This is a genomic window from Salinivibrio sp. PR919, assembly GCF_001995355.1.
In the GTDB taxonomy this organism is placed as follows: Bacteria; Pseudomonadota; Gammaproteobacteria; order Enterobacterales; family Vibrionaceae; genus Salinivibrio; species Salinivibrio proteolyticus.
In genome coordinates this window covers 48,409-73,653 of the sequence record NZ_MUFL01000005.1, presented here as the reverse complement: position 1 = coordinate 73,653, position 25,245 = coordinate 48,409, and the positions used below count along the sequence as shown (strand labels likewise).

Genomic DNA, 25,245 nt, shown 5'->3' with positions numbered 1-25,245 from the left:
ATATTGGTGGCACTTGGCTGGTGATGAAAACGGAAGGGGACTTGCAAAAGCGCGCGGCGAAATGGTCTCGCCGCGGTGGCTGGCTTGCGGCGCTTGGCGTATTAGCTATCAGGCTATCAGTATTGTCAATCCGCTGGTGAGTGAGACAGTAGCCGAGCGTTGGTTTGGAGATTTTATTACTGGCACCCGTGCCACTGGTGTGTCTTGCCATTATGTTGTTGGTAGACCGCTATCTGCGTCACGTACCGGTCGAAAATGATGTGGGCTATCAGTTCCCATTCATTGGCGCGATCATTTTGTTTGCAATGAGCTTTTTTGGCTTAGCATACAGCTTCTTCCCTGACATTATCCCCGGCGTGATGACGGCGAAAGAGGCGGCGAGTGCCACTGGTACCCTGTTGATTGTCGGTTACGGTGCGATGTTCGTGCTACCGATGATCTTCTTATACACCCTCTTTGTGTACCGTGTCTTCTCAGGAAAAGCCACCGAGCTTAACTACGAGTAAGCCATACGTAACACACCCCTAGTCGATGAGCCCAGCGATAGACGCTGGGCTTTTTTTTGCTCGGCGTTTGAGTGTGATAGCGATGGTATGCCCGTCACGATAAAACGGTTAGCGGTAACCAGCCTTTTTGATCAATATTTCGGGCCCTAAATATTGGTCGCGCGAAAGGTTATATCTCGTTATAGTTTGTGCTTCTCGACGCTCTAGCTGGAGTGGCCCATCATGGTTTGTGATCAGCTGATGCGTGCTTTCAGACTGGCGTCCCTCCTCTTTTTGTAGATAACGTCGGTTAAATTTTGCGTTTTGTCGCTCATTTTCGCATTTTTGGCTCAGCGTTGAGCGTGTTTTGAATCCTTGACTCGCGGTTGGTTTCGGCCCGCATTGAGTGAAAATGAATCCTTATTCCCCTTACTATTTCCTGCGCCACCATAGCTTTGTGGTGGAATTTCGACCGATTTGTTCACAAATACTGCTATCAGCACAAAAGATTTGATCTGGAACAAACCTTTTTGAAATTGACCTAAATCATTGTTGTAGTTGTATGTTTCTGTTTTTTGAGGGTTGGTCGTGTAGCGATTTGGTTAAAAAATCTATTTGAGATCTAAATATTAGCGTGTAAGATTATATTTAACTAATCGTTCAATTAAAAACGAATGGGAGCAACAATGCCTAAGGTAGGGATGCCGGAAGTACGTAAACCGCAGCTCGTTAAAGCCACCATGACTGTGATTGGTCGCGTTGGTCTACATGCGGCAAGTATCTCTTTGATTAGTAAGGAAGCCGGCGTATCAACAGGCATTATCAACCACTATTTTGGTGGTAAGCATGGTTTGCTGGAAGAAACAATGCGCGTGGTATTGCGCGAGCTTTCAKCCACTGTCATTAACACGTTGCGTGGGATCCCTCGTCATCACCACCAAGCGCGTATTAATGCGATCATTAACGCGAACTTTGAAGGTTTTCAGGCCCAATCCGATGTGGTGAAAACTTGGCTCGCGTTCTGGTCATATGCCATGCATGACAATGAGTTACATCGTTTACAGCGCGTGAACGAGAAGCGCTTGCTGTCGCATTTGCGTATTGAGCTTAAAGCGCTATTGCCGGTCGAGCAGGCTGTCATGGTTGCTCAGGGGATTGCAGCATTGATTGATGGTATTTGGTTGCGCGGTGCATTGAACCCTAAAGGTATTGATGCCAATAACGCTCGCACCATTATCAATGACTATTTAGATAAGCAACTGACCTTTTATGGTCGTCCTCAGGGCTAACCCGGGATAGCAGCTGACATGCACACACGAACAGAAAAGAATTCAGGATTAATCATGGACGCGAAAACGCTTTTTATTAATGGTCAGTTAACTGACGTATCCAGTGGTGAATACTTTGCCACCGTGAACCCTGCAACGGGTGAAACACTGGCACAGATCGGCCAAGCTTCTGCAGACGATGTGCAGAAAGCGATTGATGCCGCAAAAGAAGGCTTTGCCGTTTGGTCTCGCATGACCGCGATGGAGCGTAGCCGAATTCTATTGAAGGCGGTTGCTTTGTTGCGTGAGCGCAATGATGAACTGGCGAAACTGGAAGTCCTTGATACGGGTAAGCCGTTGCAAGAAGCGATTGAGGTTGATGTGGTAACCGGTGCTGATGCGATTGAATATTTCGCCAATCTGGTGCCATCCATGCAAGGTGAGCAGCAACCGCTGTCTGACAACCAATTTTTCTACACCCGTCGTGAGCCACTTGGCGTGTGTGCAGGCATTGGTGCGTGGAACTATCCGATTCAAATTGCGATGTGGAAATCAGCGCCAGCATTGGCGGCAGGCAATGCCATGGTATTCAAGCCATCGGAAGAAACCCCGCTTACAGCCCTTAAGTTGGCAGAGATCTTCACTGAAGCCGGTATGCCTGACGGCGTATTCAATGTGGTGCAAGGTGATTATCGTGTTGGCCAAATGCTGACAGCACACCCAGAGATTGCCAAGGTTTCTTTCACCGGTGAAGTCGGTACCGGTAAGACCGTGATGGGTGATGCCGCGAAGACCCTGAAATCAGTCACCATGGAACTGGGTGGTAAGTCACCTTGTATCGTGTTTGATGATGCGGATTTAGACAATGCGGTATCTGCGGCTATGGTCGCCAACTTCTATACCCAAGGTGAGGTATGTACACACGGTACCCGTGTCTTTGTTCACGACAGCATTTATGACGCGTTTGTCGAGCAGCTGAAATCGCGCACCGAGAAACTGGTCGTCGGCGATCCAATGGATATGAACACCCAAGTTGGTGCATTGATTTCAACCGAGCACCTTGAAAAAGTGATGACGGCCATTCAAGGCGCGAAAGCAAGTGGTGCCACCCTGCTAACTGGCGGCGAACGCTTAATGGAGAATGGTCTCGACAAAGGTAACTTTGTGGCCCCGACTATCTTCACCGATTGTGATGACAACATGGCGCATGTGCGCGACGAGATCTTTGGCCCTGTGATGTCAGTGTTGCGTTTCTCAGACGAGGAAGAGGTCATTCGTCGTGCCAACAATACCCATTATGGGTTGGCAGCGGGCATCTTTACCCAAAACCTGTCGCGTGCGCATCGCGTGATCCATCAGCTTGAAGCCGGTATTTGTTGGGTGAACACCTGGGGTGATTCGCCAGCAGAAATGCCTGTCGGTGGCTACAAGCAATCAGGCATCGGCCGTGAGAATGGTGTCGAGACCCTGACTCACTATACCCAAACCAAGAGTGTACTGATTGAGCTAGGCGATTTCGCTAGCCCATACGCCTAACCTCAGTTAACGGAGCGACCAATATGTCACAACGCTACGATTATATTATCGTCGGCGCGGGTTCGGCCGGCTGTGTGCTGGCGGATCGGCTCACCGAGTCCGGCGAACATCAAGTGCTATTGCTTGAAGCCGGTGGCACCGATAAAAGCATTTTTATTCAGATGCCTACGGCGCTGTCTTATCCCATGAATACCAAACGCTATGCTTGGCAGTTTGAGTCTTTGCCTGAGCCAGGCTTGGATGGCCGTCAGCTACATTGCCCACGCGGTAAAGTGCTGGGTGGTAGTTCATCTATTAATGGCATGGTCTATGTGCGTGGTCACGCTTGCGATTTCGAAGAATGGGTTGAGCACGGTGCCAATGGCTGGGATTACGCTAGCTGCTTGCCTTACTTCAAACGTGCAGAAAGCTGGTCAGGCGGTGAAGATACTTACCGTGGTGGTCAGGGCCCTGTCGGTACGTGTAACGGCAACGACATGAAACTCAACCCGCTTTATCAAGCATTTATTGATGCGGGTGTCGAAGCAGGCTATCCAGAAACCAAAGATTACAACGGTTATCAGCAAGAAGGCTTTGGGCCGATGCATATGACGGTTGATAAGGGTGTGCGCGCTTCAACGTCAAATGCCTACCTACGTCGCGCGCTGAAGCGCAGCAATCTGACCTTGAAAAAGGGTGTTGTGACTCGTCGTGTCTTGCTGGAAGGCAAACGTGCGGTAGGTGTGGAATTTGAAAAAGGCGGCAAAATTGAACGCGTGATGGCAGACAAAGAAGTCATTTCCAGCGCGGGATCAGTGGGCTCACCGCAACTGCTGCAACTTTCAGGTATTGGCGCACGTGACGTACTGGAAAATGCCGGTGTTGACGTCAAGCATGAGTTGCCGGGTGTGGGTGAAAACCTGCAAGACCACCTCGAAGTTTACTTCCAGTTCCATTGTAAAGCGCCGATTACGCTCAACAGCAAGCTGGGGTTAATTAGCAAGGGAATGATCGGTACTGAGTGGATCTTGACCCGTAAAGGCTTGGGTGCCACCAACCATTTTGAATCATGTGCCTTTATCCGTTCACGCAAAGGGTTGAAGTGGCCAAATATCCAGTACCACTTTTTACCTGCAGCGATGCGTTACGACGGTAAAGCSGCGTTTGATGGGCATGGTTTTCAAGTCCATGTGGGCCCAAACAAGCCTGAARGCCGCGGCCATGTGCGTATCAAGTCAGCGGATCCGCAAGATAAACCGTCGATCCTGTTTAATTACATTACTACCGAACAAGATCGCCAAGACTGGCGCGACACCATTCGTTTGACCCGTGAAATCATGGATCAAAGTGCTATGGATCCCTTCCGTGGTGAAGAGATTCAACCGGGTCGTGATGTCACCACAGACGAAGCGATTGATCGTTGGGTGAAAGAGAACGTGGAAAGTGCGTATCACCCATCGTGTACCTGCAAAATGGGTGCAGACAACGATTCGATGGCGGTACTCGATGAGCAGTGCCGTGTTCGAGGGATTCAAGGTTTGCGCGTGGTGGATTCATCGATTTTCCCCACCATTCCAAATGGCAACTTGAATGCCCCAACCATCATGGTAGCGGAGCGCGCCGCTGACATGATTCTCGACAAGCCACTCTTGCCTGCTGAGCAGGTGCCAGTATGGATTGCGGCTGAGTGGCAGCAGAAGCAACGCAATCAGAACGCGCAAAGTGAGAAAGCCACCGAAGGTGCGCCTTCACTGGAAACTAATCAGTAAGCATTACAAGGAATCCAAGATGTSAATGAACAAACGTAAGACCACCAAAACCCTGATGACCGCGGTTGGCCTGAGCTCTATGGTGGCGTTTAGCGCTGCTGCCAACCAATGTGAGACGGTACGTTTCTCGGATATCGGTTGGACGGACGTGACCTCAACCACAGCCATCACCACAGAAGTGCTAAAAGGCATGGGCTACAAAACAGAGACAGACTTGCTGTCACTGCCTGTAACTTTTTCATCTCTGGCGTCGGGCGACATCGACGTATTCCTCGGTAACTGGATGCCAACCCAAACGGGCGATATTAAAAAATATCTAGATGAAGGCTCGATCGATAGTGTTCGTGCCAACCTGACTGGCGCTAAATACACGCTTGCCGTACCTAAGTACGTCTACGAAGCAGGCGTGACCAGTGTTGCAGATATCGCGGAATACGCTGACAAATTCGACTCACGCATTTATGGCATCGAGCCTGGTAACGACGGTAACCGTCAAATCCAAAAAATGATTGATACTAATGATTTCAATCTGGGAGATTTCCGCCTGATCGAATCAAGCGAAGCGGGCATGGTGTCACAGGTTTCGCGTGCCGTTCGCCGCGACAAATGGGTTGCTTTCCTAGGTTGGGCCCCACACCCAATGAATAGCAACTTTGATATGAAGTATCTGTCTGGTGCAGATGACTACTTCGGCCCTAACTACGGCGGTGCCACGGTTCATACCAATGTTCGTAGTGGCTATGTCGAGCAATGTTCGAATGTGGGTCAAATGCTCGAGCAGCTTGAGTTTAGCCTCAAGATGGAAAACGAAATGATGGGCAAAATCCTGAATGACGGCGAGAAACCAGAGATTGCAGCGCGCGAATGGCTACGTAACAACCCAAGTGTGTTGAACAAGTGGCTAGATGGTATCACCACACTAGACGGTAAAAATGCCGTAGAAGCTGTGACTGAATATCTTAAAAAGACTGAAGCGTAACAAAAAAGTGTAGAAGGAGAGGGCGGTTTAATCGCCGCCCCCTAAGGTTTTATTGTGAATATTATTACAGATAACAAGATCCCACTCGGTCAATGGATGGAAAATGGCGTTGACTGGTTAACCATGAACGCCGCGGGCTTCTTTGATGCCATCTCGATTGGTTTAGATACCAGCATCATGTTTTTGGTCGACATCTTTAAATGGATGCCACCTGCAATGCCTATCATCATGACAGCTGCGTTAGCGTGGTACCTGCAGCGTCGAATTTCCATCGTGATCTTTGTTGTGAGTGCGCTCTTGTTGATCCTCAACCTGGGCTACTGGCAAGAGATGCTGGAAACCTTTGTTCTGGTGTTTGCCGCGACAACGATTTCCGTATTAATTGGCATACCGCTTGGGATAATGGCTGCTCACCGGCCCTTAGCGTATACCATCATGCGTCCACTCTTGGACTTAATGCAGACGGTACCGCCTTTTGTATATTTGATTCCAACGCTGGTTCTGTTCGGCTTAGGGATTGTACCGGGACTGATTTCCACCATCATCTTTGCGATTGCGGCACCGATTCGTTTGACCTATCTCGGCATTACACGTGTGCCAGAGGAGTTGGTGGAAGCTGGCCGTGCATTTGGCGCCAACCGCATGAAGCTTTTGTTTAAAGTGGAATTGCCCGCGGCACTGCCAAGCATTATGACGGGTGTGACGCAATGTATTATGTTGTCACTGTCGATGGTAGTTATCGCCGCACTAGTGGGGGCTGACGGCCTCGGTAAGCCAGTGGTTCGCGCACTAAACACTGTCAACATTTCTCAAGGTTTTGAAGCGGGTCTGGCGATTGTATTGGTAGCCATCATTCTTGACCGCCTGTGTAAAGCACCAAACCAAGGCAACGAATAAGGGGGATACCATGGACGCAATCGCAATTAAAAATCTTGATGTTGTTTTCGGTGACAACGTACAACCAGCACTCGACCTGCTCGACAAAGGCTTAACGCGATCAGAGATCATCGATCAAACTGGTCAAGTCGTGGGTGTGGACAATGTGTCACTTAATGTAAAAGAAGGTGAGATTTGCGTATTGATGGGCTTATCTGGCTCAGGTAAATCGAGCTTGTTACGGGCGGTGAATGGCCTTAACCCGATTAGCCGTGGCAGCCTTGAGGTGCGCGATGGTGACCAAATGGTGGATATGGCGAGTGTGGATGCACAAACGCTGCGTCATCTGCGTACCAACCGTGCCTCAATGGTATTCCAAAAATTCGCTCTGATGCCTTGGTTAACTGTGGTGGATAACGTTGCCTTCGGTCTAGAAATGAAAGGCATCAGTAAAAAAGAACGCCGTAAGCAAGCATTAGAAAAACTTGAAATGGTGGGATTGGCGGATTGGGCCTATCAGTATCCACATGAACTGTCTGGCGGTATGCAGCAGCGTGTTGGCTTGGCCCGTGCTTTTGCGATGGACAGTGACATTCTACTGATGGATGAACCGTTTTCCGCACTGGATCCCTTGATCCGTGCTCAGCTACAAGACGAGCTACTGGAGCTGCAGAAAAAACTCAACAAAACGATTTTGTTTGTGAGCCACGATCTGGACGAGGCACTGAAAATTGGTAACAACATTGCCATCTTGGAGTCCGGTCAGCTTATTCAGCACGGTAAGCCTGAAGACATTGTTCTGCGCCCGGAAACGGACTATGTTCGCGACTTTGTGGCACACACTAATCCATTGAACGTACTGAAAGGTCGCTCAATGATGAAAGATATCGACACCATGCCGCACGTTGAAAACCGTTGGAAGGTGTGCGATCAGCGTGATATCTGGGTGACAGTAGAGCCTCAGGGAGCATTGTCGGCCATGGCGGGCACACAGCATTTGCGTGTGGCTGAATGGAAAAAAGACATGGAAAACTTATCACAAGTAAGCTCGGATACCATTGTAATGGCATCGCCTGATAWCGAAATGCGTGATGCGATTGAAATCCGCTATCACACCAACAAACCCGTGCTACTGGTAGAAAATGGCAAATTGGTTGGCACGCTTTCCGATCACGATTTCTACCATGCCTTGCTCGGCAAGTATCAGCAGTCGTGCGATAGCCAAGCGGCTTGACTCACGTCAGCGAATAAATCCTAACCAACGACAAAGCCTGCTCATGGAGCAGGCTTTTTTGTCACTGACGACTGACCGCACAGGTCAAATCACTATCTGTACAATCGTAGGCTCAGTAGCGTGGTCGCTAAGGCATGATCACGGTATCAATCACATGAATGACACCGTTTGACGTCATAATATCGGCTTTGGTTACAGTCGCGTTATCGACTTTAACTTTGCCATAAGAGGTCTTAATCATAATGTCACGGCCTTGTACCGTGGTGGCGGACGACATACCCATCACTTGTTCCGCGGTTACCTTACCCGGCACGACATGATAGGTGAGGATATCGACAAGCTTATCCTTGTTTTCGGGCTTGAGAAGCATGTCCACCGTCCCTTCTGGCAGTTTAGCGAATGCTGCGTTGGTGGGCGCAAAGACGGTAAATGGCCCTTCTCCTTTGAGGGTATCCACTAACCCTGCAGCTTTGACTGCGGCCACAAGGGTAGAAAAGTCATCATTTTTTGCGGCTGTGTCCACAATATCGTGGCCGCCTTTGTGGTGCGCAGCCATCGCGCTTCCCATTCCTAGAATCAAGGCGGCAGTCACCGCAAATTTCGTGAAGGTACGTTTTAGCATGTTGCTCTCCTTTTCATCGATTAGTCATTCCTCACCAAACCATCATCAACAATGACAGTGAGTGACTGCTCAGGAATGTCATGGCTCTTGGCAAAACGAGTGAAACGGCAAAGAGGATCACTTTTGGTAGGCAAGGAGAGGCACACATCTATGATCTTTTACGCCTGATTGATCGTGAAATCACGTGCAATTTTTCGAACAAGTCATTCGCATAAACGTGATTGTGAGCACACTTTTATCGGCGTACCTTCTCTCTCGTCCCGCGACGAAAGGTCGCAAAGAAAATCTTCAAATAGAGACATTGTGGTGACAATTGGTCACCGAGATTGGCGTTTAATAACAATCAATCGACAACGAGAGAGGAAACAATCATGAAAAAATTAGCAGCTATTTTTGCACTGACACTCGCATCAACCTCAGTAATGGCGAGCGGTCTTAACCTTGACGTACAACCTGCAGAAGGCGGTGCTTGGGTATCAGTGACTGAACAAGGTCAAGCCGTTAAAGGCGCGAAAGTGACCAGCTCAAAAAGCATGGACAGCAAAGTGACTGACGAATCAGGTCGTGTATTCATTTACAGCCAAGACCAAAACAGTGGTTCAGTGACTTATGTTGCAAATACCGACCAAGGCCAACAAGCAGAAAAAGCCGCTTTTGTTGCCGGTGACCGCAGCTAATTTGCCCCATTAGGCAAAGACATCGTTGGAAAGCAAAAAAGAGAGCATTGGCTCTCTTTTTTTATGATTAGGCGTTGTCAGGCATGAGCCACGCTTGGAGCGCATGCAGTGAGTCCACTTGGTGGGTGRGCGTCACGCCTTCTGGCAGGGGCTTTTTGTTGCGATTCAACCAGCATGTGTCTATTCCTGCGCGCATGCCACCGAGGACATCGGCCATTGGGTTATCGCCGACCATAAGGATTTGAGACTTAGGAGGATGGCCCATCTTTGCAAAAGCATGCTCGAAGATGCGTGGGTCAGGTTTGGCAAAACCGACTTGCTCGGATACCACGAGAGTAGAAATGGCTGGCTTGAACCCTGTTTTTTCTAAACGGACATCCTGTAACGCGGTAAAGCCATTGGTGATAATACCAATGTGTGCGTGTGGACGAATCGCGTTTAGCAATGCTTCTGCGCCTGGGAGTGGCTCACAGATTTCGGCCATGGCATCCAAAAAGTGCTGATTTAGCGTTGTCGGTGCCACTCTAAGCCGCTTTCCCCAATGGGTAAAGCGTTTGGTTTGCAGTGTGTGTGCGTCTATCTCGCCATTTTGATATTGCACCCACAAAGGTTTGTTTAGTTCTGAATATTCGGCAAAGGCGTGTTGGTCGAAATCGACATCATAGTGTGAAAACATGCGTTGCAGTCCTGCAAACGCATCAAAGTGAAACAGTGTTTCATCTGCATCAAAAAGAATCCAAGGATACCGCATGGTGACTAYATCTCTTTACGTTAAGTAAATGAAGTGTAACAGATGAAGCCCGTTCTCTTCGAGGCTTTTTTGTGCACTCACCGTCCTTGGTGAGAAACACTGAACCGTCAGAATGATGGTAAAACGATCTAGCGTGATTGAGGTTACAAAGTCAGATACAGCCCTGCTAATGTTGCGCTCATCAGATTTGCTAAGGTGGCGGCAAGAATGGCACGCATTCCTAATTTGGCGATATCACCTCGGCGCTCTGGAACAATACCGCCCAGTCCGCCCATCAACATCGCGATCGAAGTGAGGTTGGCAAAGCCGCACAGAGCAAAGGTAACAATGGCTTGGCTATGGGGAGAAAGTGCACCTTTTAGATTCATAAAATCAGCAAACGCCACAAATTCATTCACCGCAATTTTCTTACCAATCAAGGTACCCGCAGTCATTGCTTCCCCCCACGGAATACCGATGAGCCAAGCAACTGGTGCAAACACATAGCCGAATATCCACTCCAGGCTCAACTGAGGCATATTGATCATAGGACCAAGTTTACCCAACCCGCCGTTAATCAGCGCAATCATGCTGATCACGGCCAGTAAGCTAGCCCCGACTGCCATCGCAATTTGTAATCCACTTAAAGCACCTTGTGTGCCTGCATCGATCAAGTTGACAGGCTTATCGTGGTTATCTTGCTCGGCTTGCGCTTGGGTATGGCTGATAGGCGCTTCGGTCTGCGGGACCATAATCTTTGCCATCATTAGACCGGCTGGTGCGGACATAAAGGCGGCAGCGAYCAGGTATTTCATTTCAACACCGAGGCCTGCGTATCCAACCATGGTGCCTCCAGCGACGGAGGCTAACCCGCCGACCATGACTGCAAATAATTCTGAGCGCGTCATTGAGGCGAGAAAAGGGCGCACGACAAGAGGGGCTTCTACCGATCCGACAAAGATATTGGCAGTGGCTGACATCGATTCAGTGCGCGAGGTGCCGAGTACGCGTCGTAGTACGCCACCGATCAGGCGAATAATCCAAGCCATGATCCCTAAATGGTAAAGCACCGCGATCAGAGCGGAGAAAAAGACGATAGTTGGTAAAACGTTGAAAGCAAAGATAAAGCCAAGTTTAAATTTCGCGAGATCACCAAATAGAAACTCAGCACCAATATCGCCAAAGCTAATAATTGCGGACACGGCTTCTGATGCGTTAGCCAGAATGCGCTGACCAAGCGGGACGGAGATAATAAACCCGGCAAAGACGATTTGAATAACGAAAGCGCCACCGACGGTACGCCAGTTGATCGCGCGACGATTTTCTGAAAATCCAATCGCGATAAGAAAGAGGACGCTAATCCCCAAAAGGCCGATGCCAAATTGCATGATGCTTGCTCCGCAAACGTTAAACTGGGATGGAAAACGATTGCGGCGGTATTGTACTTATTTTTCTCAGTGTGACAAGTGTCACGAATAAATCATATTGTTGCATTATTTTGCATTTTTGTGGCTTGGAGGTTATGCGCTCGTAGGCGAGTCGTGCGAGCTCAGAGCGGCTTCACGATAGGTACTTGAACAGACGCATGCTATTCACGATGTCTTTGTGATCCATCAAAAGTTTTGCTGGTGAACATAGGTATTTTTTGTGAGCACTATCAATGAATTCTTTTTATGATACGGCGTATTTCCGCTAAACCTAGAAGAGGAATGTGTATGACACGATCCTTTATAGCTCTGAAATAAAGAGTTCAAATGAGTTCTAGGCCGCGTCTAGTCTGGGATTGAGTGGATATATTGATTAATAGCTGGTTATAAAATCGACATTTGGTTAGTGCCCTAATTAAATCGTTACGCATTTATGTTAGGGTAGTGAGCTGTGTGGATGTTGCGGTTCTTGCTGCTGGTCAACTTTTTTATCCGCGTTTTGCGATGAAAAGGCCAATTGAGCGCACAGGCCACCGACACTCACAGGCTTCCGAACAAACGGACTAAGGAGTTAACTCGTGAGCGATAAAAGCCATGAAGATATGATGAAACCGGACGGGAAAGTTAACCCGATCGATACTGACTACCAGGTCGGTCAGGATAACGTGGCCGTTAAACTTGGCCCGTTTGGTTTTGATATTCACAACCGAGTATTTATGGTCTCGGGGCTGGCCATTATGGCCTTTGTATTTGTCACTTTGGCATTTCAAAACCAAATCGGCCCTGTTTTTGGTGATCTTCGGGGTTGGTTGACCTCGAACCTAGACTGGTTCTTCCTTTCTGCAGGTAATATTTTTGTTATCGCCTGTCTAGTGCTGATTGTGTCACCTTTGGGTCGCGTTCGTCTCGGCGGGACAGAAGCTAAGCCGGATTATAGCTATGCGGGTTGGTTTGCGATGTTGTTTGCCGCCGGTATGGGTATTGGTTTGATGTTCTACGGTGTTTCAGAGCCGTTAACACACTTTCAAACCTCATTGGGCGGTACCGCTGTTGATGCAAACGGTATTCGTACCGACTGGGCACCGTTAGGTGCTGCAGCCGGAGATGCTGAAGCGGCTCGACGCCTAGGTATGTCTGCAACGATTTTCCACTGGGGTCTTCACCCTTGGGCTATCTACGCTGTCTTGGCGCTAGGTCTGGCTCTGTTTGCCTACAACAAAGGTTTGCCTTTGACCATGCGTTCTGTCTTTTACCCGCTCTTTGGCGAGCGTGTATGGGGCTGGACCGGCCACGTGATCGATATTCTTGCGATCATCGCGACCCTCTTCGGCCTTGCAACGTCATTGGGTCTCGGAGCATCACAGGCGTCTGCTGGTCTTCACTATCTGTTTGATACCCCACTGGGTAACACCACTGAGGTGCTGCTTGTCATGGGTATCACCGCGATGGCCATCCTGTCTGTGGTTGCCGGGGTAGATAAAGGGGTGAAACGCCTTTCCGAAGTGAACATGCTGCTTGCGCTGCTACTGCTTATCTTTGTGATTGCAGTGGGTCCAACGCTAGCCATTTTGACCGGTTTCTTTGGTAACCTCGCCGCGTACCTTCAAAACTTGCCTGCGCTGTCTATGCCGTTTGCACGTGAAGATGCCAACTTTACGCAGGGCTGGACTTCGTTCTATTGGGCATGGTGGATTTCATGGTCCCCATTTGTAGGTATGTTTATTGCGCGTGTATCTCGTGGCCGCACAGTGCGTGAGTTTATCACCTGCGTATTGCTGATCCCATCTGCTGCTTGTGTGTTATGGATGACCGCATTCGGTGGCACCGCGATTGGTCAATTTGTAAACGAAGGTTACACCGCAGTTGTTGATGCAGAGCTGTCACTGAAACTGTTTGCGATGTTGGATGATTTGCCGTTGGCATCGATTACCTCATTCATCGGTATCATTCTGGTTATCGTGTTCTTTGTGACCTCGTCTGACTCGGGCTCATTGGTTATCGATACCATTTCTGCAGGCGGTAAAGTGAACGTGCCAGTGCCACAACGTGTTTTCTGGGCGTCTTTCGAGGGTCTAGTTGCGGTGGCGCTTATCCTTGGTGGTGGCTTGGTTGCCCTACAAGCGATGGCGGTTTCAACCGGCTTCCCGTTCACGATTGTACTCTTGGTGGCGACGGCTTCCTTGTTTAAAGGGTTGGCATCAGAGCCGCGCGCTAAGTAACTGTACGTGCTAAGTAACTAACAGTTAGCTATGATGAAAAAGGCAGGCCCTCGGGACTGCCTTTTTTATTACCAACAACTTTGATATGTGATGGGTGAGACAACGCTTTTAGGTTTCATCTATTGTAAATAGTCAACCGCATACCCTTGCACTTTCTCGCAACGCTAGGTGAGCATCATGGAAGCTGAACAAGTTGAAATTGCGACATTTCTTTCCCAATACGCCCCTTTTGAATCGATTCCCGAAGAGGTGGTTGCTGAGGTCGCGCAAAGCATCGAAATTAGTTATCACCGAGCGGGCACGACGATTTTTGCCTACGGCGATGAGATTCATGATTTAGCCATGATCCGTAGCGGTGCTGTCGAGCTGTATCGTCGTAATGGCACCTTGTACAACCGTATCGCCGAGGGGGATATCTTCGGTCAAATGGGGCTTTTGATGAACAACCGGGTGCGTATGCCCGCCAAGGCGATCGAAGACACCTTGGTGTACTTCATCCCTGAGGCGACATTTAACCGCTTGTTTGATGAATTTGAACACTTTGCCGATTTTGTCGAGGTCGAAGACCGGACGCGATTACGTCAGGCGGTATCGAGCCATAATGAAGCCAATGATCTGACGACGTCCAAGGTTAAGAAGCTGATTATTCGCGACCCCGTGATGATCGATAGTACCGACTCGGTACAATATGCAGCCCAAGTTATGTCGCAAGAAGCGGTCTCGTCAATTTTGGTGATGGGCGATGAGCCAGATCCAGAAACTGGCCTGAATCCAGTGCTGGGGATCATTACTGATCGTGACTTACGTAATCGCGTGTTAGCAGAAGGCTTGCCTTATGAAACGCCGGTACAAGAAATCATGTCGCCCCAGCTGATCACCCTCGATCATAATGCCTACATCTTTGAAGCCATGCTCACCATGCTGCGCTCAAACCTCCACCACGTACCGGTACTGCAACATGGCAAACCACTGGGTGTGGTCGCACTATCGGATATTGCACGTTACGAATCGCAAAACAGCTTGTTCCTCGTCGCCAGTATTTTCCGCCAACAATCGGTGGACGATTTAGTGGTGTTAGCCAAACAAGTCAAAGATTGCTTTGTACGTATGGTCAATGAGGACGCGAACTCACACATGATTGGGTCTGCGATGTCCGTGATTGGCCGCAGTTTTAAGCAGCGCCTGTTGGAGTTAGCAGAAGAAGAGCTGGGTGAGCCGCCTATTCCGTATTGCTTTTTGGCGATGGGGTCGATGGCACGCGATGAGCAGCTGATTGTAACCGATCAAGACAATGCCATTATCTTGGACGATAGTTTTAACCACGACGAGCATAACGCGTACTTTGAKGCACTATCGAAGCGCGTGTCTGATGGACTTGATGCCTGCGGGTATACCTATTGTACCGGTAACATCATGGCGACCAACCCTGAGTGGCGCAAAACGCTGAAAGAGTGGGAACAATGCTTCGCCGATTGGATTGATAATCCGAGCCCACGCTCGTTACTCGACAGCAATATTTTCTTTGATTTAGATGGTGTCTATGGTCGAACTAACTGGGCTGAGCAACTCAAAGCCTTCATTGGTCGCCGTGCACGTCGCAATAATCGCTTTTTAGCCTCAATGGCGCGCAATGCCTTAAACCGCACCCCGCCCTTGGGCTTTTTCAAAGATTTCGTGATGGAGCAAGATGGGCGACACAATAACTCTATTAACCTCAAACGCCGTGGTACAGCGCCATTAGCCGATCTTATCCGTGTACACGCATTAGCTATCGATTCGCGCTCACAAAACTCGTTTGAGCGCTTAGACGACATTATTGAATCTGGGATCTTGCCCAAAGGCCGAGGGCCAGACCTTCGAGATGCGATGGAATTTATTTCCATGGTGCGTATTCGTCACCAAGCGCTGGATATCGAAGCGGGGCGTGATCCAGATAACAACGTAGAACCGGAGAATCTATCCGATTTTGAGCGCCGTAACCTCAAAGATGCATTCCAGATTTTAAGTAACGCTCAGAAGTTCTTGAAATTCCGCTATCAGCCGAATCGGTCATAAGGGGTTGGCATGTTGCATTTTGACCTTAAAAAGAAAGCCCCGGCGCAACACGTAGACTGGCAAGCCATGCTGGATACCAAACGAGAGCAAGTGAAACATGAGACGTTACAGGCGTTTTATCAACAAGGCTGGGTAGCACCAGATACGCCTCTAAAGGATGTACCTTTTGTTGCACTCGATTTTGAAACCACGGGTCTAGACAGTGAAAAGGATGCCATTGTCAGTATTGGGCTGGTGCCTTTTACCCTTAGTCGCGTTCGCTGCCAACAGGCGCAGCACTGGATTGTGAATCCCAATCGGCCGCTGGCGGAGTCTTCGATTGTTATTCATGGCATCACCCATTCAGACATTATGAATGCACCAGACTTTTCTCATGTGATTGAACCACTGCTAAGCGCGCTCGCCGGTGCGATCGTTGTGGTGCATTACCGCCGTATCGAGCGAGAGTTCCTTGACCGTGCCATTAAGCAGCGTTTAGGGGAAGGGATTATTTTTCCGATGGTCGATACGATGGAGCTTGAGGCGCGGAAGCACCGCACCGGTAAGCGCAGCTTAATGGACCGTATTATGCGTCGTCCGCCGGTGTCAATTCGGTTAGCCGACAGCCGCACTCGGTATCAGCTGCCTTTTTATCAAAGTCATCATGCCTTAACCGATGCCATTGCCACGGCAGAGCTGTTGCAAGCTCAAGTGGCCCACGACTTTTCCCCTGACACACCGATTAGCGATGTATGGAGCTAATGTTAAGACGGCTATCGCTTTTTGATTGAACCATAGACACGGATGGTTCGTAGACCCGTTTACAGGCGATAGCACGTCGAGTGCTGGTTTTCAGTGCAATAAGAATGTGCTACAACATCAGCGACTGATAATCAGAGGAAAGCACATGACATTTATCCATGCAGTAGAAGGGCTGGTGTTTGGCCTTGGGGTGTTGTTGTTGTCATCAGGCATTGGCTTTGCTTACTGGGGACTCACGTTAAAGCCCGAAGAGGCCGAAGACATGACGGCACGTAAAATTGAGTTGGGCTTTTATGCCGGTGCGTGCATTGTGTTTGCGCTGTTAATTGCCTATTGGCTCACTTGGTGATCCGCACTGACTTTAACGATAAAAAAACCACCGCTTGAACGGTGGTTTTTGTAGGTTGATACCGACAGATCGGTGTTGTTACCACACGTCTTTATCGATTTGCTTGTCCAGTTTCGGGAACTTAGTACGATCAAACGTTGGCTTCTTACCCGCTCGGCGTTGGTCTTCATAATCTTTCATCAACGCAAACGCAATGCCAGATAGTAGCGCAATTGCCACTAAGTTGATCACCGCCATCATACCCATCGATAAGTCAGCAAAACTCCAGATCAACGGCAAGTCAGTAATTGACCCCACCAATACCATAGAGAGAACCGCGATACGGTACAAAGTGATGGCTTTACGACACTTGAAGATATACTCGATGTTAGATTCACCATACGAGTAGTTCGCAATGATAGACGTAAAGGCGAACAACAAAATCGCAATGGCAATAAAGCCTGCACCCCAGTCACCCACTTGGCTCACCAAGGCTTCTTGAGTCAGTGCAATACCGGTAAGACCACTTTCTGGGTCGAGCATACCAGACATCAAGATAATCGAGGCGGTTGCAGTACAGATCACAATGGTATCGACAAACACCCCCAGCATTTGTACATAGCCTTGTGCAGCAGGGTGGTTAGGCTTGGTGGTGGCTGTTGCTGCGGCATTGGGTGCAGAACCCATACCGGCTTCGTTCGAGAACAGGCCGCGTTTGATACCTTGCATCATTGCTTGGGCAATGGCATAACCCATCGCACCGCCGGCAGCTTGTTCAACGCCCAGCGCACTCTTAACAATCATCGAGATAACGGCAGGAAGCTGCTCGATATTCATCGCAACGACAAACAGTGCCACGGCAAGATACGCAAGTGCCATGAACGGAACGATAAGCTCCGCTACACGCGCCACTGAGCGCATACCACCAAAAATTACCGGTGCGGTGACCAGTGTAATTGCGATCCCGACTGCGAGTTCATTGACTCCAAATGCCGTATTCATTGCAGCGGCAATTGAGTTGGATTGTACCCCGTTAAAGGCCAGGCCGAATGCAATAATCAGACACACGGCGAAGGCGATACCGAGCCAGCGCTGACCAAGACCTTTTTCAATGTAATACGCCGGACCACCACGATAGCTGTTGTCTTTGTGGTTGACTTTGTAAGCTTGCGCGAGGGTGGATTCGACAAAGCTGGTGGCCATACCGACCAATGCGGTTAACCACATCCAGAAGATAGCGCCAGGGCCACCTAAGTAAATCGCCACAGCGACACCGGCCATGTTTCCGGTACCTACACGTGCCGCCAAGCTGGTGCTAAATGCTTGGAAAGAAGAGATGCCGCCTGATGCGCCATCACGGCTATTGGCCATGAGTTTGAACATATGGCCAAAGTTACGAAATTGAATAAAGCCGGAACGTACAGTGAAGTACAGACCTAGACCAATCAATAAGTAAATCAGTACGCTTCCCCAAAGGAGGCTATTACCTGTATCGATTATGGACACAAATAGGTTTTCTAGTAGTTCCATCATAAAACTCTGTTTTTCGTCTGTTGGGAGACGCCTTGAGCTTGAAAAGTCGAGTGTTTGCAAAGGTGACGACAAGCGCCAAGGCCGACAACCACTGTCCATGTGACTTAACTGCAGTCCATGCAGGCGAACGGCTGGTCCCCATCTTGAGGGGCGGTTAGGTTGGTGGCCTAACGTGGAACCAGCGTGGTGTGCAACAGCATTTTGAATCCATGCTCGACTGTTGCCAGAGTGCTCTCACGTTAGTTATGCACCTTGATTGAATGAGTAGGTACACAACGCGGAGCGCACCGGATAATACCGATATTTGTGAGACAAAACACTATGAGAAGGGCGGTTTGATTAAAAATTAACCTGCTCGGTATATTGATTTTGGTGATATTGACTGTAAATAAAATGTAATGCTTTTCATGCTAATTACTTGAACTTACGCGATTTAGTCAAATACAATATTGCATAAATTTTCGTTAAAAGCGACTAAAGGCGGACTATGTCAGAGCGCGTAAAATTGTGATCAAAAACACGTGGGTTTGATGAAAATGTCGTCACATGAAAGAAGCGAGCACGCTATGTCTGCCTATTTTTGTGTCGATCTGCTGCCTTTTTTATTGAGCAAGTCTGTTTTGACCATATCAATGGCTGACAGCGCAACGTCGATGTCAATTTGATGACTTTCGAGCAAATAAATCAGGTCAACGGCGAGCTTAACGTCATCGGGAGCGTTCTCAAGGCCGTTCGGGGTGTGGGATGCTTCTTTGTTCATGAGGGCTCCTTATTGCTTTTCGGTCACGTGTAACGCGGCACGGATCAATTGTTCATGAAGTGGGACGAGGGTGTCGTGATTATCGTGATAACCACCACCAATGACTGCCGCGACAGGAATTTGGTTGTGCTTGCAACACGAGAGTACGCCTAGATCGCGCTGATAGATGCCGTTTGTTGACACATCGAGATAGCCGAGCGCATCGTCCCGATGAATGTCGACCCCGGCGTCATAAATGACCATGTCAGGACGATACTGCGCGATGGCGAGTTCGAGCAAGGGCAAAAATGCGCTGAGGTAGTCATCATCACCGGTGCCTTTAGGTAACGGTAAATCTATCGTCGACGGCGGCTTACGCGAGGGGAAATTCTTCTCACAATGAACTGAAAAGGTGATGATATCAGGGTGGTCTGCCGCTAAAGCGGCTGTTCCATCGCCATGGTGTACGTCACAATCAACAATTAACACCTTGTCTATGCCAGGGTGAGACAGTGCGTGGCGTGCCGCAATCATTAAGTCATTAAATAAACAGAAACCACTGCCAAAATCGTAGTGAGCGTGGTGGTAGCCACCGGTTAGATGAATGGCAAGTCCGGTCTCAAGCGCGTGGTCAACGGTCAAGGTGGTGCCGCCTAACGAAGTGAGACTGCGGGTGATTAAGGCCTCACTCCATGGAAAGCCTATTCGACGCATTTTGGCCAGCGGTAGCTCGCCTTTGATTAAGTGATTGATATAGTCGTGATCATGCACGGGGTCGATCACCCGACGGTCTGCCGCTGTCGGTTGGTCGAACGTGACTGGCAAGTTGCATGCGCTGAGACGCTCGTATAGAAGGCGGTACTTCTGAAGGGGATACCTATGACCTTCTGGGAGTGGGAAGTCAGAATAAATAGGATGGTAAATCAGAGGTAACACCCTAAGCTCCTTTGTGCTGATTTGCGCGTATTGGCTAATGCCGTAACAGATTTAATATGATGTTGGGTTTACCCCGTGCGCCCCTAGGTCTTGCGCTCACGATAACTGATGGTACTTTCAATACGTTCTCGAGCTTGGCGGCAACGGGCTAAGCGTTGCTCTAGGGCTAAAACTTGCTTCTGGTAGTCTTGGCGGACTGCCGGAGTGCTTGCTGCATCGACGCTAGCATTCGCATCTCTGAGTTTGTCTTCCAAGCGTCGTTCCCAATCTTGGTGTTTGGCGAGCTCTTGGTAAAGTTCACCTATGGATTGGCGACGACGTCCACGGGATGCTTGTTCTTGTTTACGTAATGGAAGTGTCGCCAGCTCACGTTGCAGCGCACTGATTTGTGCCAATAAGGTTTCACAAATATGTGTCGCTCTTGCTTCGGTCAATAGCCCTTGCTCGTCGTCGCGTCGCATCACATTAAGCAGCCCCTGCGCTTCGTTTACACAAGGGGTGAGCAGCTTGCCTTGGCATTGAAAAAGCTGAATGGAGAACAAAGGCGCGTTTGCTTCTCCGCGACGTCTATCGACCTCAGCGGCACGCTTAGCCAGTTGGTCGAGTAACTGGTGCATTGTTTCGAGCTGGGCTTTCATGATTGTTAAATTACCTTAAAACCATGCGTCTAATGCTAGCTTACCCGCGAGCACGACCACGGCCGTGACAAAAATCGGACGGATAAACCGGCTACCAAAGCGAATCGCAGAATGGGCCCCAATAAAAGCGCCTAACATCAAGCAGACACCCATCGTCAGACCGAGTGCCCAGTTAACATGCCCCAGCAGTGCAAACGCAACCAAGGAAGTGAAGTTACTGGTAAAATTCATCGCCTTGGCAAGTCCCGATGACAGCAAAATGTTCATGCGATACATCGACATGGTCGAGACTGTCCAAAACGCGCCAGTTCCGGGTCCAGCTACCCCATCATAAAAGCCCAGTGATAGGCCTTGCCCCCATTGCTTAATGGGGAGCTTTGGGCAGGGCGCGGGCAATTTATGGTTATCGACCTTGGGCTGAGGGTGCCATACCGTATAAACCGCGGCGACCAGCACCACCAAAGGAATCGCCTTTTCAAGCCACTCGGTGCTCAATACATCAACCAACAAAGTGCCTAAGGTGGCACCAATTAATGTTGCCCAAAAGGCATGTTGCCAGAACCGAGGCGAAAAAAGCCGCTTCTTATAATAGGTAAAGGCGGCGGTACTTGACGCAAAAGTGGCGGCAAGTTTGTTAGTTCCTAAGGCAATATGTGGGGGTAAACCTAATGATAGCAAGGCGGGGACAGTGAGCATTCCACCACCACCAGCCACCGCATCAATAAAGCCGGCGACAAACGCCGTGAGCCCTAAAATAATCAGGGTAGAGAGGTCAATCAGTTCAAGCATGCGAATTCTTTCTAGTTATTGTTCGACGACGCGCTTAAAGGGTGGCAACGAGTCGAGTAATGATTGGCCATATCTGCGGGTGATAATGCGCCGGTCAAGGAGCACCACTCTACCAGAGTCTTCCTCTTTGCGCAGTAAGCGTCCGACCGATTGCACCAGCTTTTTGCTTGCCTCGGGAACCGAAATTTGCAAAAACGGATTACCGCCGCATTTTTCTATGTATTCGGCATGGGCCTCTTCCACTGGTGAAGTGGGTACAGCAAAGGGAATTTTGGTAATAATCAAGTTTGTCAGTAGGTTACCGGGTAAATCTAGCCCTTCAGAGAAACTGCCAGTCCCAAAAATAATACTGGTTTTCCCGGCGGCTACCGCCTCTTTATGTTGGTCTAACAGTGCACTACGTGACAGGGTGCCTTGGCAGAGCAGTTGCCATTGATGACGGCGACAGTGCGGCTCCAAGGTTTTAGCCACTTGATGCATTTGCCAATAGGAGGCGAATAGCACCAGTGATGCGGTTTCGCCTTCCAAATACTCAAGCACTTTATCGCTAAGCACATCGGTGAACTGTTTTGCTTGTGGCTCACAGGGCATAGCAGGCACTATCAGCCTTGCTTGATTGGTATAGTCAAAGGGGGAGGGTAACGCTAAATAGCGCGTGCCATCGCTTTCGCTTAGACCGACTTGGCGACAAAAATAGCTAAACCGATTGAGAGCTCGCAATGTGGCAGAGAACAGCCCGACACCAGCTGCCCGAGACCACAGCATTTGATCTAGGCGCCAGCCGACTTCTAACGGTGAGACGTGGACCCAGCGATCATCCTCACGCTCTTGGCAACGTTGTACCCAACGCGCGAGAGGTGCACCTTTGTTTGCGTTGGGTTGTGCCATCAGGGACCAGACTTTTTCTAGGTTCTCGAGCCGTTGTAAGAAAAAGGCACTTTCCGCAAGCGCAGGGTCGGCGAGCTTGGCCGAAATGTCATTTTCTTTCAGTCGCTCGTTGATCAAATCGTGAATTTTCGCCAAGCTCTGGTTGGCTTTTTTACTCGCTTGCTTCAATTGCTGGCAGGGCTCTACCAAGGCGTCAGGCAGTTCGCCATCAACAAAACGGTAGCAGCCATCCTCATTGATGGGTAACCCACTAATAATTTGGTTGGTGTCGCGTAAAGTGGGGATCAGCACTTGGATCGCGTCTAATAAACTATCCACGAAGCGGCTTGCGCGCTTCATATCCGCGGTATTACCGAGCTTAACCGCGGCTTGGTTGAGCTTTTGTAGCCATCCAGTCGCACCGAGTAAACTGGCATTGGCGGCAGAAAAGTCGCGCGCGACTGTGGGTAAATGGTGGGCTTCATCAATCATATAAAGACATTGCTCTGGCTCGGGCAAGATCACCCCACCACCCAGCTCGAGATCGGCCAGTAGTAGGCTGTGATTGACGACCACAACATCCGCTTTATCCATCGCCTCGCGTGCCTTGGCGAAGGGGCACTGACGATGAGCGTTCAATCCGGCGTGGCAGGTGTGCTTGTCTGACGCAATGGCTTGCCAGAGGTGATCGGCAATCGGCTTGGGCCAGCTATCGCGGTCGCCATCCCACTTTCCGCGGCTAAATGCCGAGTACATGTCATTGAGTAGCCGTTGCTCGTTTTGCTTGGGCTCTTGGGTGAACAGCGCGCCTTGAATGCTGTCTGTATCTGCCACTGCACTTAATTTGTGTGCACAACAATATCGTTGGCGCCCTTTTGCCAGAATAAAATCAAACGGTTTTGGGCAGATGCGACGAAAAAATGGAATATCTTTATTGGCTAACTGCTCTTGCAAAGCCACTGTTGCGGTCGAAATCACCACTTTTTTATTGTTATTAAGCGCAAAGGGGATGGCCCCCATAAGATAGGCCATCGATTTGCCCACACCTGTACCCGCCTCCGCCACAAATAGCCGGCGCTTGTTGTCGTAATCGCCTGCTAGCGTTTTTGCAAGCTCTGCCACGAGATAGTTTTGTACCTTTCTAGGAACAAAGTGGGGAAGTTGCGCTTGTAGGGTTTGATAGCAGGCGCGGATGTCTGATTTTACGGCAGGGCTGAGCATCAATATGTCCGGCTTAAGGGAGAATGGCGCGCAGTATAGCACGACTCAAAAACGTGAAAACGATCCCGAACTGCAAGATTTCTTTACATTAATGAGATCCCAATCACGAATTTATATTGAACCAATTTGCCCTATCTTGCTGTTCTACTTGTCGATTAGGAAAGCGCCTATTTTAAGCTATTGAATAGTTTTTTATTCTGAAAAATTAATATTTTTTATATTAATTTGGTTTTTAATTCTGTTTTGTGCTGTCGTTAACTTTTATCAAGATTGGTTAATGTCTGACCGTTTACTGTGATCTTCATTCAGCGAAATCTTCTAACTATTTGTTTTTTAAACTTTGTGAGTTATGATCTGTACGGTTTAGGGTGAGTTGACAGAATCCTAATTGTTCTGCACGATTACCCACGAAGTTTCAGTGGATTGGCATTTTGTTCTTTGCAGCATTATGACAGCCACCATATAACAGAGTTCCAAAAAAGAACTCATAATGACTAAATAGAAAAGGCAGTGGATTAACCATGAAAAAGACTATTCTAGCAATGGCAGTTCCAGCTCTGCTGGCTGCTGGCTCAGCATCTGCAAGCATCAACCTGTATGACGCAGACGGCGTTAAAGTAGACCTATCTGGTGCAGCTGAAGTTCAGTACATGCAAGAAATTGGTAATGACAAAGACGGTATGTGGCGCCTAGATGATGGCGACCTTGCTGTTAATACTGAAGTTGCAGTGTCGCCTGAAATGAGCGTACTGGCTGGTATGTCATTTGAGTTTGAATCAGAAGAAGCTCTGACTAAAAACCCAACGAACGGTAACGTTGAAAACAAAGAACTGTTCGTAGGTTTCAAGAGCGACAGCTTCGGTCAAATCACTTTCGGTCGTCAATATCTCCTAAGTGATGATATTGGTATCACCAAAGATTATGAGCTTTCAATTTCATCTTTTGACGGCACTGAAGCAACTCACGGTGCGCAAGTGGCTAAATACGTCTACGACAACGGCACAGTGTATGGTGGTATTTCTACGCGTCAAGACAGCGATGGCAATGATGATGGAAACGCAGAACTGTCTATCATCGATGCGCGTTTAGGCTACCGTGTAGCTGACTTCGATATTCGTGGCTATTACTACAAAGCTGATGACGTTGGTGCAGATAAACCAGCTTCAAGCACAGATGTAACAGCGTATCAGTTTGAAGTTGAGTATGCAGGTATTGAAAATGTAGGCTTGGCAGCTTCTTATGGTAATGGCGAAGCTGAAAGAGTTGTAGGTGGTGCGGAAGTCGCTGATACTGATTATTTCTCTTTGGCTGCTGATTACACCATGGGCAATACTACCTTCGCTGCAGGCTGGGACCGCCAAGATCCAAAAGAGGGTGATAATGTCAACGGTTATTACGCTAACGTGACATATGCTCTGCACAGCAACGCTAAAGTATACGCAGAAATCGGCGATACTAACGCAGATAACGCTGACCTAGGCTACGTAGCGGGTATGGAAGTTAAGTTCTAATTGAGCTTAACGATACCACTACAGCATGTAGTATTCGTTCTAAAAAGCCGCCTTCGGGCGGCTTTTTTATTCATGGTTTTGGCGAA

The 25,245-nt window shown here is 49.0% G+C and carries 21 protein-coding genes and 1 pseudogene; 13 read left to right on the top strand and 9 right to left on the bottom strand.

The window, feature by feature from the left end; all coding sequences use genetic code 11:
* From BZG83_RS01860 to choV, 7 genes and pseudogenes are all read left to right on the top strand, one after another.
* Nucleotides 1-506 (top strand): annotated as a pseudogene (locus tag BZG83_RS01860) (cytochrome d ubiquinol oxidase subunit II); the annotation flags it as partial.
* Between the two features lie 665 nt (nt 507-1,171).
* A complete protein-coding gene (betI, locus tag BZG83_RS01855) occupies nt 1,172-1,774 on the top strand; it encodes a transcriptional regulator BetI (protein WP_077479146.1) in 603 nt (200 codons plus the stop codon).
* Nucleotides 1,775-1,828: 54 nt separating this feature from the next.
* Nucleotides 1,829-3,289 (top strand): betaine-aldehyde dehydrogenase, encoded by a 1,461-nt coding sequence (gene betB / locus BZG83_RS01850; RefSeq protein WP_077479145.1) that lies wholly within the window; start codon nt 1,829-1,831, stop codon nt 3,287-3,289.
* 23 nt (nt 3,290-3,312) lie between these two features.
* Nucleotides 3,313-5,037 carry a choline dehydrogenase gene (gene betA / locus BZG83_RS01845; RefSeq protein ID WP_077479144.1) on the top strand — a complete coding sequence of 575 codons (1,725 nt, stop codon included), beginning with the start codon at nt 3,313-3,315 and terminating at the stop codon, nt 5,035-5,037.
* Nucleotides 5,038-5,062: 25 nt separating this feature from the next.
* A complete protein-coding gene (locus BZG83_RS01840; RefSeq protein WP_241828267.1) occupies nt 5,063-6,016 on the top strand; it encodes a choline ABC transporter substrate-binding protein in 954 nt (317 codons plus the stop codon).
* 54 nt (nt 6,017-6,070) lie between these two features.
* The gene (gene choW, locus BZG83_RS01835) at nt 6,071-6,913 is read left to right on the top strand and encodes a choline ABC transporter permease subunit (RefSeq protein ID WP_077479142.1); all 843 of its coding nucleotides are present in this window, start codon (nt 6,071-6,073) and stop codon (nt 6,911-6,913) included.
* 10 nt (nt 6,914-6,923) lie between these two features.
* Nucleotides 6,924-8,126 (top strand): choline ABC transporter ATP-binding protein, encoded by a 1,203-nt coding sequence (gene choV, locus BZG83_RS01830; RefSeq protein WP_077479141.1) that lies wholly within the window; start codon nt 6,924-6,926, stop codon nt 8,124-8,126.
* Nucleotides 8,127-8,253: 127 nt separating this feature from the next.
* On the opposite strand, the gene BZG83_RS01825 is transcribed toward choV, so the two are convergent.
* Nucleotides 8,254-8,748, bottom strand: a complete 495-nt coding sequence (locus BZG83_RS01825; protein WP_077479140.1) for a fasciclin domain-containing protein — start codon at nt 8,746-8,748, stop codon at nt 8,254-8,256.
* Nucleotides 8,749-9,119: 371 nt separating this feature from the next.
* On the opposite strand from BZG83_RS01825, the gene BZG83_RS01820 reads away from it, so the two are divergent.
* Nucleotides 9,120-9,425 carry a hypothetical protein gene (locus BZG83_RS01820; protein ID WP_077479139.1) on the top strand — a complete coding sequence of 102 codons (306 nt, stop codon included), beginning with the start codon at nt 9,120-9,122 and terminating at the stop codon, nt 9,423-9,425.
* 67 nt (nt 9,426-9,492) lie between these two features.
* On the opposite strand, the gene yjjG is transcribed toward BZG83_RS01820, so the two are convergent.
* Together yjjG and BZG83_RS01810 are read right to left on the bottom strand one after the other, a co-directional pair.
* Entirely contained in the window at nt 9,493-10,176 is a 684-nt protein-coding gene (gene yjjG, locus BZG83_RS01815) for a pyrimidine 5'-nucleotidase (RefSeq protein WP_077479138.1), read from the bottom strand.
* 143 nt (nt 10,177-10,319) lie between these two features.
* On the bottom strand, nt 10,320-11,543 hold the full coding sequence (locus BZG83_RS01810) for a NupC/NupG family nucleoside CNT transporter (RefSeq protein ID WP_077479137.1): 1,224 nt from the start codon (nt 11,541-11,543) through the stop codon (nt 10,320-10,322).
* A 641-nt stretch (nt 11,544-12,184) separates the two neighbouring features.
* Here BZG83_RS01810 and BZG83_RS01805 point away from each other — a divergent pair.
* The 4 genes from BZG83_RS01805 (at nt 12,185) to BZG83_RS01790 (ending at nt 16,946) form a co-directional block, all read left to right on the top strand.
* Nucleotides 12,185-13,801 carry a BCCT family transporter gene (locus BZG83_RS01805; RefSeq protein ID WP_443216364.1) on the top strand — a complete coding sequence of 539 codons (1,617 nt, stop codon included), beginning with the start codon at nt 12,185-12,187 and terminating at the stop codon, nt 13,799-13,801.
* 177 nt (nt 13,802-13,978) lie between these two features.
* Nucleotides 13,979-15,856, top strand: a complete 1,878-nt coding sequence (locus BZG83_RS01800; RefSeq protein WP_077479135.1) for a DUF294 nucleotidyltransferase-like domain-containing protein — start codon at nt 13,979-13,981, stop codon at nt 15,854-15,856.
* A gap of 9 nt (nt 15,857-15,865) precedes the next feature.
* Entirely contained in the window at nt 15,866-16,597 is a 732-nt protein-coding gene (locus BZG83_RS01795; protein WP_077479134.1) for a 3'-5' exonuclease, read from the top strand.
* 145 nt (nt 16,598-16,742) lie between these two features.
* Nucleotides 16,743-16,946 carry a hypothetical protein gene (locus BZG83_RS01790; RefSeq protein ID WP_069591341.1) on the top strand — a complete coding sequence of 68 codons (204 nt, stop codon included), beginning with the start codon at nt 16,743-16,745 and terminating at the stop codon, nt 16,944-16,946.
* A 78-nt stretch (nt 16,947-17,024) separates the two neighbouring features.
* Here BZG83_RS01790 and BZG83_RS01785 read toward each other — a convergent pair whose 3' ends face one another.
* The 6 genes from BZG83_RS01785 to dinG all read right to left on the bottom strand — a co-directional run bounded on the left by BZG83_RS01785 (nt 17,025) and on the right by dinG (nt 23,648).
* Nucleotides 17,025-18,455 (bottom strand): alanine/glycine:cation symporter family protein, encoded by a 1,431-nt coding sequence (locus BZG83_RS01785; RefSeq protein ID WP_077456478.1) that lies wholly within the window; start codon nt 18,453-18,455, stop codon nt 17,025-17,027.
* Nucleotides 18,456-19,032: 577 nt separating this feature from the next.
* The gene (locus BZG83_RS01780) at nt 19,033-19,218 is read right to left on the bottom strand and encodes a DUF2496 domain-containing protein (protein ID WP_077479133.1); all 186 of its coding nucleotides are present in this window, start codon (nt 19,216-19,218) and stop codon (nt 19,033-19,035) included.
* A gap of 9 nt (nt 19,219-19,227) precedes the next feature.
* Nucleotides 19,228-20,133 (bottom strand): histone deacetylase family protein, encoded by a 906-nt coding sequence (locus BZG83_RS01775; protein ID WP_077479132.1) that lies wholly within the window; start codon nt 20,131-20,133, stop codon nt 19,228-19,230.
* An 83-nt stretch (nt 20,134-20,216) separates the two neighbouring features.
* Nucleotides 20,217-20,771 (bottom strand): primosomal replication protein, encoded by a 555-nt coding sequence (locus tag BZG83_RS01770; RefSeq protein ID WP_077479131.1) that lies wholly within the window; start codon nt 20,769-20,771, stop codon nt 20,217-20,219.
* A 15-nt stretch (nt 20,772-20,786) separates the two neighbouring features.
* Nucleotides 20,787-21,560, bottom strand: coding sequence for a sulfite exporter TauE/SafE family protein (locus tag BZG83_RS01765; RefSeq protein WP_077479130.1), 774 nt, complete (start codon nt 21,558-21,560; stop codon nt 20,787-20,789).
* Between the two features lie 15 nt (nt 21,561-21,575).
* Nucleotides 21,576-23,648: an ATP-dependent DNA helicase DinG gene (dinG, locus tag BZG83_RS01760; protein WP_077479129.1), complete on the bottom strand. Its 2,073-nt coding sequence runs from the start codon at nt 23,646-23,648 to the stop codon at nt 21,576-21,578.
* 521 nt (nt 23,649-24,169) lie between these two features.
* Here dinG and BZG83_RS01755 point away from each other — a divergent pair.
* Nucleotides 24,170-25,159 carry a porin gene (locus BZG83_RS01755; protein WP_077479128.1) on the top strand — a complete coding sequence of 330 codons (990 nt, stop codon included), beginning with the start codon at nt 24,170-24,172 and terminating at the stop codon, nt 25,157-25,159.
* Nucleotides 25,160-25,245 lie beyond the last annotated feature (86 nt).

What these genes read in the sequence shown, in the direction of transcription:
- betB (WP_077479145.1), top strand. Translation starts at nt 1,829, where the DNA reads ATGGACGCGAAAACGCTTTTTATTAATGGTCAGTTAACTGACGTATCC.
- BZG83_RS01770 (WP_077479131.1), bottom strand. Translation starts at nt 20,771, where the DNA reads ATGAAAGCCCAGCTCGAAACAATGCACCAGTTACTCGACCAACTGGCT.
- BZG83_RS01785 (WP_077456478.1), bottom strand. Translation starts at nt 18,455, where the DNA reads ATGGAACTACTAGAAAACCTATTTGTGTCCATAATCGATACAGGTAAT.
- BZG83_RS01795 (WP_077479134.1), top strand. Translation starts at nt 15,866, where the DNA reads ATGTTGCATTTTGACCTTAAAAAGAAAGCCCCGGCGCAACACGTAGAC.
- dinG (WP_077479129.1), bottom strand. Translation starts at nt 23,648, where the DNA reads ATGCTCAGCCCTGCCGTAAAATCAGACATCCGCGCCTGCTATCAAACC.
- BZG83_RS01765 (WP_077479130.1), bottom strand. Translation starts at nt 21,560, where the DNA reads ATGCTTGAACTGATTGACCTCTCTACCCTGATTATTTTAGGGCTCACG.
- BZG83_RS01780 (WP_077479133.1), bottom strand. Translation starts at nt 19,218, where the DNA reads ATGAACAAAGAAGCATCCCACACCCCGAACGGCCTTGAGAACGCTCCC.
- BZG83_RS01790 (WP_069591341.1), top strand. Translation starts at nt 16,743, where the DNA reads ATGACATTTATCCATGCAGTAGAAGGGCTGGTGTTTGGCCTTGGGGTG.
- BZG83_RS01755 (WP_077479128.1), top strand. Translation starts at nt 24,170, where the DNA reads ATGAAAAAGACTATTCTAGCAATGGCAGTTCCAGCTCTGCTGGCTGCT.
- BZG83_RS01820 (WP_077479139.1), top strand. Translation starts at nt 9,120, where the DNA reads ATGAAAAAATTAGCAGCTATTTTTGCACTGACACTCGCATCAACCTCA.
- BZG83_RS01805 (WP_443216364.1), top strand. Translation starts at nt 12,185, where the DNA reads ATGATGAAACCGGACGGGAAAGTTAACCCGATCGATACTGACTACCAG.
- BZG83_RS01825 (WP_077479140.1), bottom strand. Translation starts at nt 8,748, where the DNA reads ATGCTAAAACGTACCTTCACGAAATTTGCGGTGACTGCCGCCTTGATT.
- BZG83_RS01840 (WP_241828267.1), top strand. Translation starts at nt 5,063, where the DNA reads ATGAACAAACGTAAGACCACCAAAACCCTGATGACCGCGGTTGGCCTG.